Below are 7687 nucleotides of genomic sequence, written 5' to 3' on the forward strand. Positions count from 1 at the left end.
GACTATATCGGTCCGCTCGGTCACGCTGGACTCACAGCGATGAAAGGACCAAAGACGGTGGATATCTCGCAGGGACGAGGCAACGGCGGCTCGTCGGTTCAGAAGACAGATGTGCGCGAAGCGCTGCTCGGCGGCAAGACCTTCCGCAGCCTGAGCGAGCAGAAGCTCTCTCCACGGGAGGAGCGGTTCGAACGGGCCCGGATGACCTCGGGGTTCATCCTCGCTCCTGCGGTTGCGATCATCTTCGCACTCATCCCGTTCGACCTCACGTATCAGCAGCACATGCTCGCTGCCGTCCTCCTCGGCGTCATCGTCCTCTGGATCACCGAGCCGGTGCCGATCCCGATCGGAGGGCTCCTCGGCGTCGGTGTCGTCGTCGTGCTCGGCATCGTGCCGGCCGCGGACGCCGTCGGACCGTTCGGGTCGTCGACGATCTTCACCTTCATCGGCGCGTTCATCCTCGCGCAGGCGATGCTCCACCACGGGATCGCCCAGCGGCTCGCGCTCACCGTGCTTTCCCTGCCCGGGGTCGGCAGATCGGTGTACCGGGTGATCATCGCCTTCGGTCTCATCACGTGCATCCTCTCCGCGTTCGTGTCGAATACGGCGACGGTGGCGATGCTCATGCCCACCGCGCTCGGCATCCTCGCGGTCATCGCCGAGCTCCTCCAATCGCGCGGCATCGTCAAGCCCGACTTCGACCCGCTGCGGCTGCGGGTGGGAGCGGCGCTGCTGCTCATGCTCGCCTACGGGGCGAGCGTCGGCGGTCTGCTCACCCCGGTCGGGTCCCCGCCCAACCTCATCGGACGCGGCCTCATCGAGGAGGCCACCGGTGAGAAGATCTCCTTCGGTCAGTGGATGGCCGTCGCGTTCCCGATCTGCGTGGCGATGTTCATCGTGCTCGCCCTCGTCCTCCTGCTCCTCAACAAGCCGGAGATCCGCAGGATCGAAGGCGTCGAGGAGTATGTGAAGAAGGAGCTCGCCGAGCTCGGGCCCGTCTCCCGCGCGGAGAAGAACACGCTCTTCGCCTTCGGTCTCACCGTCGTCCTCTGGCTGCTGCCGGCCTTCGCTGCGCTGTTCGCGGGCACCGACTCAGCGATCTACGAGTTCCTCGACTCCCGCCTCGACGAGGGGATCGTCGCGGTCATCGGCGCGTCGCTGCTCTTCATCCTGCCGGTCAACTGGAAGAGGCGCGAGCCGACCCTGACGTGGAGCCAGGCGGCGAAGATCGACTGGGGAACGATCATCCTCTTCGGCTGCGGCATCATCTTCGGATCGCTGCTCGCCGACACCGGCCTCGCCGAGACGATCGGCAACGGGTTCGCGGAGACGCTGGGCGTGACGAGCCTGTTCACCATCACGATCGTCTCGGTGATCCTTGCGATCCTCATCTCGGAGACGACGTCGAACACCGCGGCGGCTGCCGTCATCGTCCCGATCGTCATCCCGCTCTGCCAGGCGGCAGGAGTCGACCCGTTCGTGCCGGCGATGGCGGCGACACTGGCCGCCTCCTTCGGGTTCATGCTTCCGGTGTCGACGCCGCAGAACGCCATCGTCTACGGCACCGGGGCGGTGCCGATCACGAAGATGATCCGCACCGGGTTCACCTTCGACATCGCCGGTGCGATCCTCATCATCGTCCTCGCCCCGATCATGATCAGCGTCGTCGGCCTGGGGCAGTGAGGTCCCCTCGCCGAGGTGGTCCGGCCTGCCGGCGACCGCCTCGGCGAGGAATGACAGCCTCGGCGAGGATTCAGCGCTCCGGGAGGATCTCGATCGACTCGGTGCGGAACTTCTCGAGCTTCGCCGGGTCGATCGTCACCCCGAAGCCGACGGTGTCGGGGACGTCGACGCGGCCGTCGCGCATGACGATCTCCTCCGTGATGTCCTCATGGAAGAAGCGATTCGACCCGGAGATGTCACCGGGCAGGGTGAAGCCCGGCAGCGAGGCCAAGGCGGCGTTGGCCGCGCGCCCGAGCCCGGTCTCGACCATCCCGCCATGCCACACGGCCACGCCGTTGGCCGCGGCGAGGTCGTGGATGCGCTTGGCCTCGATGTAGCCGCCCACCCGGCCGGGTTTGATGTTGATGACGGCCGCTGCCCCGAGCGCGATCGCGTCGGCGGCCGCCTCGGCGGAGACGATCGACTCATCGAGGCACATCGGGGTCTCCATGAGCTTCGCGAGCTCCGCATGCTGGCGGATGTCGGCCTCACCGAGGGGCTGTTCGATGAGGAGGAGGCCGTAGTCGTCGAGACGGCGCAGGTGGGAGGCATCGACGAGCGTGTACGCGGCGTTCGCGTCGACCTGGAACCCGAAGTCGTCGCCGAAGGCCTGACGGACCGCGGCGACCGTGGCGATGTCCTTGCCCGGCTTGATCTTCAGCTTGATCCGCGCATAACCCTCGTCGAGGTAGCCGCCGATGACCCTGACCGTCTCCTCGACGGAGTCCTGGATGCCGACCGACACCCCTGAGGGCACGGAGTCGACGACCCCGCCGAGGTAGGACTTGAACGACTGGCCGGTGAGCTGGAGCTGCGCGTCGATGACGGCCATCTCGAGCGCGGACTTCGCCATCGGATGCCCGATGACATGCCGCAGGTGCCAGCCGACCGTCTCGGCCGTGAGGTCGTCGACGGCGAAGAGGATCGGGGCCAGCCACCGCCGGGTGACGTCGATGCCCGCGGCGACGTACTCGGAGGAGTAGAGCGGGGAGATCATCGCGACCGATTCGCCCCACCCGGTGATCTCGCCCTGAGGGGTGTCGAACCGCGCTTCGACGAGGTAGCAGTCCTTCTCCGTCTCCCGCATGAACGAGGTCTCGAACGGGGTGACGAGGGGAATGGACACCTGGTGAAGGGTGATCGACGTGAGCTTCATCGGCCGCGGCTCCTGCTTCGCAAAAGGGAAAGGTGATCGTCACCACCTTATGCCCCGGCACTGAGGCGGTAGTGCCCCGGGCCGTGGATTGGTACGGTGGGGCGAAGAGGGCACACGACGAAGAGGGGCCCACCGTGAACGACTACCTGCGGAGTCTCACCGCACGCAAGCAGTCATGGTTCGGGCTCAAACTCCCCGTCAAGGCGGCCCTCGCACAGCCGCTGCTCCACCCGCTCATGCGCGCGGTCGCCCCGCACATCGCCGGCATCCGGATCGGTCGGCTGCCCGCCCCGATCGGACTCACCGAGGTGACCGGTCGTGCCGGCGGAGCCTCCTTCGTCCTCGTCGATCCCTTCCGCTGCGAGATCGCCAAGGAGTTCTACTGGGGGAAGGGCCGGCGCACCGAACCCGAGGATGCCTTCGCCCTCGACCTCATGGTCGACCTCAGCCGCGACGCCGAGGTGTTCGTCGACATCGGCGCCTACACCGGGGTCTTCACGATGGCCGTCCTCGCCGCCAACCCCACCGCCGTCGCCCACTCCTTCGAGATCATCCCCGCCGTCGTGGCCGGGCTGGAGAAGAACATCGCGCGCAACCACCTCGGCGAGAGGGTGACCGTCCACCCGACGGGCGTCGGCGCACCGGGCACGACGATGCGCGTGCCCACCGGGGACGGGGGATCGGCGCTGCCGTCGTTCTACGCCGCGAGCATGGACTTCGCCGAAGGCGTCGAAGTCCGCTTCACCTCCCTCGACGAACTGCTCGCCGAACTGCCGGCCGGCACGTCACGGGTGACGGTGAAGATCGACGTCGAGGGAGCGGAGAACGACGTCCTCGGCCACGGGGCGGAGTTCCTCGCCGCCCTGCGCCCGGACATCCTCTGCGAAGTCCTCGACGACCGGGCCCAGCCGGGCGAGCTCATGCGACTGCTCGAACCGCACGGGTACAGCTACTTCCTCGTCGGGTCCGAGGAGCTCACCCACTCCGAGCGCATCGTCCCCGACCCCCACTTCCGGGACTGGCTGTTCACGGTGCAGACCCCGGAGGAGCTGAGCGCGAACGGGTACCCCGTGGCGTGAACGGGCCGGCTTGGCCTGAGGCGTGGGGCCACGGCGGAGGGGCTTGAGCAGTCTGCGCCCATTCGAAGGCGATTGCGCGGAACGTCCATGGTGATATTTCCGCGAATCTCACCCTGAACGTGGCGCAGAATCCAGGGGGCACCCTGAGAGTGGCGCAGAACCAGGCGGTGGCGGCAGCCCGGCCGCCTTCAGCGTCCCAGCTGGTCGGCGATGAGGGCTGCGAGCAGCGCCGTGCGCGGGGCGATCTCGGCGATGAGTGCGTGCTCGTGCTCGGCATGGGCCCCGTCGCCAACGGCACCGAGGCCGTCGAGCGTGGGAATCCCGTCGCCGGCGGTGAAGTTCCCGTCCGAGGCACCGCCGACGGCGACTCCGCGCGGGGCTGCGATCCCGAGTTCGGCGGCGAGTGCCGTCGCCCGGTCGAAGAGGGCCGCCGACTGCTCGGGTTCGAACGGCGGGCGGTTGATCCCGCCGATCACCTCGGTCGTCGACCCGTCGAGCTGCGGGTCTGCGGCGAGTGCTCGGATGGCCGCGTCGACGCGTTCGAGCTCGGCCGCGGTGCGGGCGCGGACATCGACGTCGACGCGCGCCTCGGCGGGGACCGTGTTCGACGTCGTCCCCGCGGAGATCACGGTCGGCACGACGGTGGTGCCCGCCTCGGCGTCGGAGAGACCGGCGACGAGCGGGAGGGTCAGGGCCAGCGCCATCCCCGCGTTGATGCCCTTCTCCGGTTCGAGCCCCGCGTGCGCGGCCCGGCCGCGGAAGACGAGCGTGTAGATTCCGGTGCCCTTCCGCTCGAGCTTGAGCGCACCGTCGGCGCTCGCCTCCATGACGAACACGGCTGCGGCATCGGCCGCCTCGGCGCGGATGAGATCGGACGACGTCACCGACCCCACCTCCTCATCGCCGGTGATGAGGATCGAGAGCCCAGCGAGGCCGTCCTCGCCGAGGCGGTCGCGGAGCATCGCGACCGCGTGGACGCTCATGATCGCCCCGGTGAGCATGTCGAAGCTGCCGGGACCGCGGAGGACGCCGTCGGCGGTGGAGAACGGGAGGCGAGCGAGCGTGCCGTGGGGCCACACGGTGTCCTGGTGGTTGAGGAGGACGACGCGGGGAGGGCTGTCGCCGAACCGCAGGCGCACGTGCGTGACGCCGTCGACGGTGAGGAGTTCCGCCTCGGCGCCGAGGCGCTCGCGCAGGAGCGCGGCGAAGTCGGCTGCCCCGCGCGCTACCGCCACCTTGTCGGCCGACGGCGTCTCGAGCGAGATGACCCGCTCGAGGTCGGCGAGCATGGCCGGAAGGCGATCCTCGGCGCTGCGGACGAGGTCAGAGGGCTGAGTGGCGGAGTTCACAGAGGTCGACATGGGCCCGATTCTAGTGCGGGATCCCGACGGTAACCCGCCCTGTCCGCATCGCGTGCTCAGGCGGCGGCGGTCCTGGCCGGGGTGTCCGGCGGTGTTCGCGCTGAGAGAAGTCACGGAACCGGCGGACACAACCTCTGCAGTGTGTGGTTTGCTTGTCGTATGGGTGAGGCAGTGAGTTCGAAGCGGTACACACCGGAAGAGCGGACCTTGTACCGCGAGAAGCTTGCGGAGAATCTGGAGCTCTTCGACACGTACCTCCGTCATGCCGAATTCAAATCGGCGGGCACGATCGGGCTCGAACTCGAGCTCAACCTCGTCGACGAGGACAATCAGCCGAGCCTGCGGAACAAGGAGGTGCTCGCCGACCTCGATGACGAGTTCCAGTCCGAGATCGGCGGCTTCAACCTCGAACTCAACCATCCTGTCCTCCAGGTCGCCGGGCGCGGTCTGAAGACCCTGGAGTCCGGGGTCGCCGATCGCCTGGCCCGGGCCAAGCGCGCCGCCGAGGCGAAGGGGCTGAAGATCGCCTCGATCGGAACCCTGCCGACGCTGACGACGCAGTTCCTCAGGAACGAGCCGTGGATGACGGAGGAGAACCGCTACGCGGCGCTGAGCAACTCGGTCATCGACGCGCGCGGGGAGTACGTGCAGATCGAACTCGACGGCAAGGAGACGTACCGGCAGGAGTTCTCCGACATCGCCCCGGAGTCCTCGTGCACGTCGATGCAGCTCCATCTCCAGGTCGCCCCGAACAAGTTCGCCGAGGCATGGAACGCCTCCCAGGCGATCGCCGCCGCACAGGTCGCGGTGAGCGCGAACTCCCCGCTGTTCGTCGGCCACAAGCTCTGGCACGAGTCGCGGATCCCCGTCTTCGGCCAGTCGATCGACACCCGCACCCCGGAGCTCGTCACCCAGGGGGTGCGCCCGCGTGTGTGGTTCGGGGAGCGGTGGATCACGAGCGTCTTCGACCTCTTCGAGGAGAACGTCCGCTACTTCCCGCCGCTGCTGCCGGAGATCAAGGACTTCGTCGAATTCAGCGATGCCGATGCCCCGAAGCTCTTCGAGCTCAACCTCCACAACGGCACCGTGTGGCGGTGGAACCGGCCGATCTACGATGCCGGCGACAACGGCGCGCACATCCGGGTGGAGAATCGTCTGCTGCCGGCCGGCCCGACTCCCGTCGACATGGTCGCCGATGCCGCGTTCTACTACGGCCTCGCCGAGTTCCTCGTCGGAGAGAACCGACCCGTGTGGTCGCGGATGTCCTTCGCCGAGGCGCGCGAGAACTTCTTCGCGTGCGCGAAGGACGGCATCACCGCGCGGGTGACGTGGCCGAAGATCGGGCACATCGCCGTCTCCGACCTCGTCATCGACGTCCTCATCCCGCAGGCCCGCCGCGGTCTGCGGCGCCTCAACATCGACAAGGACGTCATCGACGAGTACATGTCGATCATCGAGGGTCGTGCCGAGCGCAAGGCCAACGGTGCGACGTGGCAGCTGCGGATGCTCGACCGACTTGCCCCCGGCAGCCGGAAGAACACCCGCGAACGCGACGAGGGGCTCAAGGCGATGATGGACGCCTACCTGACGAACCAGGAGAGCGGCCGTCCCGTCCACACGTGGGACGTCCCCGCGTGAGGGGTTAGGGCTCGCTGCCCCTCACCTTGCCCTGACGCCTCGACTCCAGGTCGTTCTGGACAGATTTTCGGCTGAATATTCTGTCCAGAACGACCTGAAGTCAGTCCTCCGGAGATTCCTATCTTGCGTATTGTGTTTCGCCGACCTCTACCGCCCGAGGTGAAGACCCTCCGGGCGAGAGCGGAGTTCATTCTCAAACGGTTCGATAGGACGTACCCACCATTGTGGGAGGAGCGCGCCGCTGGACTCAGCGAACGCGAAGCCGACGTGTCGGGCGCGGTGGAAATGATCGTCGAAACGCTCGAACAATGGTCTATGGCACACGAGCTCCCGACTTCCCAAAACTGCAGTTTCGTCAGTTCTGAGGTCGGTGGGCTGGGCGGTGTCGTCACCTCGGCCGAACCTGCTGAACAGAATTTGGTCAGCCGCATGGAGCGACTTCTTGAATGGATCGACAGCATCAATGGCTGAAACGGGCATGCTCCTTCGCTGCGGAATTGCGTGGCCGCCCCGTCCACACGTGGGACGTCCCCGCGTGAGGGGTTAGGGCTCGCTGCCCGACGGGTTTTGAGTTCACTGGCCCCGTTTCTTGCCCTGACGCCTCGACTTCAGGTCGTTCTGGACAGATTTTCGGCTGGCAGGTTCAGGTTTCTAGTGCACCATTGGGGTGTCTTCAGGGTACGCCCGCAAGGAGCATGTCTCCCAGTACCTCTGCCGGAGTCGCGTACTCC

At 67.3% G+C, this 7687-nt stretch carries 6 protein-coding genes; 4 read left to right on the forward strand and 2 right to left on the reverse strand.

Features of this window, described 5'->3' with window-relative positions; all coding sequences use genetic code 11:
- Nucleotides 1-57: 57 nt before the first annotated feature.
- Nucleotides 58-1683 carry an SLC13 family permease gene (locus ACFQ91_RS13105; protein WP_376872237.1) on the forward strand — a complete coding sequence of 542 codons (1626 nt, stop codon included), beginning with the start codon at nucleotides 58-60 and terminating at the stop codon, nucleotides 1681-1683.
- Nucleotides 1684-1753: 70 nt separating this feature from the next.
- Here ACFQ91_RS13105 and menC read toward each other — a convergent pair whose 3' ends face one another.
- Nucleotides 1754-2878 (reverse strand): o-succinylbenzoate synthase, encoded by a 1125-nt coding sequence (menC, locus tag ACFQ91_RS13110; protein WP_376872234.1) that lies wholly within the window; start codon nucleotides 2876-2878, stop codon nucleotides 1754-1756.
- 134 nt (nucleotides 2879-3012) lie between these two features.
- Between menC and ACFQ91_RS13115 the strand changes: the two genes are divergently transcribed.
- Nucleotides 3013-3957 carry an FkbM family methyltransferase gene (locus ACFQ91_RS13115; protein WP_376872231.1) on the forward strand — a complete coding sequence of 315 codons (945 nt, stop codon included), beginning with the start codon at nucleotides 3013-3015 and terminating at the stop codon, nucleotides 3955-3957.
- Between the two features lie 188 nt (nucleotides 3958-4145).
- On the opposite strand, the gene ACFQ91_RS13120 is transcribed toward ACFQ91_RS13115, so the two are convergent.
- Nucleotides 4146-5318, reverse strand: coding sequence for a M20 family metallopeptidase (locus ACFQ91_RS13120; protein ID WP_198499908.1), 1173 nt, complete (start codon nucleotides 5316-5318; stop codon nucleotides 4146-4148).
- A gap of 159 nt (nucleotides 5319-5477) precedes the next feature.
- On the opposite strand from ACFQ91_RS13120, the gene ACFQ91_RS13125 reads away from it, so the two are divergent.
- Together ACFQ91_RS13125 and ACFQ91_RS13130 are read left to right on the forward strand one after the other, a co-directional pair.
- Nucleotides 5478-6956 (forward strand): glutamate--cysteine ligase, encoded by a 1479-nt coding sequence (locus ACFQ91_RS13125; RefSeq protein ID WP_198499907.1) that lies wholly within the window; start codon nucleotides 5478-5480, stop codon nucleotides 6954-6956.
- A gap of 222 nt (nucleotides 6957-7178) precedes the next feature.
- Nucleotides 7179-7427 (forward strand): hypothetical protein, encoded by a 249-nt coding sequence (locus ACFQ91_RS13130; protein ID WP_198499906.1) that lies wholly within the window; start codon nucleotides 7179-7181, stop codon nucleotides 7425-7427.
- Nucleotides 7428-7687: the final 260 nt, after the last annotated feature.

It is taken from the genome of Brevibacterium sp. NPDC056726 (assembly GCF_042790515.1).
In the GTDB taxonomy this organism is placed as follows: Bacteria; Actinomycetota; Actinomycetes; order Actinomycetales; family Brevibacteriaceae; genus Brevibacterium; species Brevibacterium sanguinis.

Bases quoted from the DNA above. Each gene is read 5' to 3' on its own strand.
- ACFQ91_RS13125 (WP_198499907.1), top strand. From the start codon at position 5,478: ATGGGTGAGGCAGTGAGTTCGAAGCGGTACACACCGGAAGAGCGGACC.
- ACFQ91_RS13120 (WP_198499908.1), bottom strand. From the start codon at position 5,318: ATGTCGACCTCTGTGAACTCCGCCACTCAGCCCTCTGACCTCGTCCGC.
- menC (WP_376872234.1), bottom strand. From the start codon at position 2,878: ATGAAGCTCACGTCGATCACCCTTCACCAGGTGTCCATTCCCCTCGTC.